Source organism: Francisella noatunensis subsp. noatunensis (genome assembly GCF_009823375.1).
GTDB classification, from domain to species: Bacteria; Pseudomonadota; Gammaproteobacteria; order Francisellales; family Francisellaceae; genus Francisella; species Francisella noatunensis.
The window spans coordinates 1-2,055 of sequence record NZ_WBSX01000166.1 but is presented as its reverse complement, the minus strand read 5'-3'; the positions used below and the strand labels follow the sequence as shown (position 1 = coordinate 2,055).

The following is a 2,055-nucleotide window of genomic DNA, read 5'->3' as shown; positions in this document are numbered from 1 at the left end:
AAGGTGGAGATCAGATAATAGTTCCGAATGAAGGTATGTCAGAGGCATTACCTATCTTGGCTACGATATCACAGATTGTGTTCCAGATTGCCTTTGCAGCTAGAGTGTTTATAGCTCCGATGTAATTCTAAACTCTAAACACTTGGTATTTAATTCTTTGCTCTTTGGAGTGTCAAAATGTATCATCATGCTGAATCAAGTTCAGCACGGGCCTTGATTAAGTATCTTACCATAAGTTTTACAACGTAATGAGATTTCGGATCATGGTTCGGAATGACTGAACTTAGATCTTCACTCTGAGTATCTATCATTTTATTTTGTTATTGTCGAGAAAAGTCTAGTCAAGCTTGTCAAAAGTTTCTAGAAAAGTTGCTGTGGGTTAGATGATTGTGTAATCATTCAACTTCTTATATAATAGCTTCAAAAAAATATGTATGTACAAATGAAGTTTACAAAAATCTTGGTATTGTTGGGGTCGGTGTTTTTAGGTGTGATACTATCCTCTTGTCAGTCAGTAAAAGATGCATACGACTATACTTATAATTATGCCTATAATGGTTATAAGAGTTATACCAATAATTCACCATCTACAACTAAATCAACTTCCGAGTGTTCGCAAGATATAGTTGGTAGTATTATTAAAAATGGCTATATGAATAATTATACCTTAGTTGTTAGTGATATGTCTATAAGAGATGGTAGAGTTAGCAATCTTTTGCGTAAGGGTGAATCTTTTGACTACGACGGCCATATTATTAATCATATTTGTACATCTCATGTTACAGATATGGGTCATTTGTTTGATGGTGCAAAAGAAATTAAGTTATCAATATCAGATTTTGATACTTCAAATGTGCTTGATATGAGTTATATGTTTGCAAATACAAGAAGTTTTAATCAGCCTATTGGTGACTGGAACACCTCAAAGGTGAATAATATGAGCCATATGTTTTATAGGGCTAGATCATTTGATCAATCATTGAGTAATTGGAATGTCCTTAGCGTAATAGATATGAGTTATATGTTTGCAGGAGCTTATCATTATAATCAGCCGATGAATGCGTGGAATGTTTTAAATGTCGTTGATCACAGTCATTTTATATCAGCAACATCTGTTTTGGATCCAGAATTTATGCCAAATTTTGTTGAGCATGTTTTTTCTGTTAGTGTTGTAAGTGGCAAATAATAGCTCTAGATAAAATTTCAGGAAGTTGTTTGTTACGGCAGATTGTTCTTCAAGTTTATTGATAAACTATTTGCTAGGTTCCTTGGTCAGGTCTGACGGAATGGCATACTACTTTTGTATGCTTTTAGTATATTATGATTTAGGAATGTATGTGTGAAAAAAAGGATATTAGTTTCGTTTCTACATTTGTGTAGTGTGCTGATAAGCTTCGGTTATAGCGACGATAGTAAGTCCGCGCTAATTTTAAAAAAGAGCTAATTGAGATATTCTAGTTGTGTTGCTAATAAGGCTTAGAAATCTTTTTAGAACTTATTTAAGTTTGTATTTATTATTGTATTCATGTACTATTGGTTTAAAGTATTTGTGTTTAATGTTGGCACCTGATTGTTTTTGTTGACAAGTAATGTCTCTGATATATAAAAATTTCTAAAAATCGTTTATACAGCATTATATACACTATGCTTTTTTTCTAAGATGAATACCTTTCCCCGTGACCTACCAAGTAGATATCAGAATGTCTATTGTATGATTAGTATTCGCTAGATTGTATTCTGAAAGTTTTAAATAGTTGAAAGAGAGTTCCAAATATAGTTTATTAGGTTTTGACGAAACTAAAATAAACGATAAGGAACTAAAAAATGCCAAAGCACTTAACTCTTTCAAATAGATATTGCATAGAAGAATTACTTAAATTAGGATACCAAACATCTCAAATAGCCAATAAAATTGGCTATAGTGAAAGAGCTATAAAAAAGGAACTTAATCGCACTAGTATAAATAGTGACTATAATGCTGAGATAGCACAGAAGCTATATCAAAGCCGCAGAACTTCAAATAATCATAAGCTATCCTGTAAAGTTAAAAAGCTA

The 2,055-nt window shown here is 32.1% G+C and carries 2 protein-coding genes; both read left to right on the top strand.

The features are described from left to right. The first annotated feature begins 430 nt into the window (after positions 1-430). On the top strand, positions 431-1,186 hold the full coding sequence (locus F8C69_RS09990; protein ID WP_234384152.1) for a BspA family leucine-rich repeat surface protein: 756 nt from the start codon (positions 431-433) through the stop codon (positions 1,184-1,186). Positions 1,187-1,824: 638 nt separating this feature from the next. After that, on the top strand, positions 1,825-2,055 hold a 231-nt coding region (locus F8C69_RS09985), incomplete at its 3' end, for a helix-turn-helix domain-containing protein (protein WP_159183974.1).

Coding starts and splice junctions, on each gene's coding strand:
- F8C69_RS09990 (WP_234384152.1), top strand. CDS start 431: ATGTATGTACAAATGAAGTTTACAAAAATCTTGGTATTGTTGGGGTCG.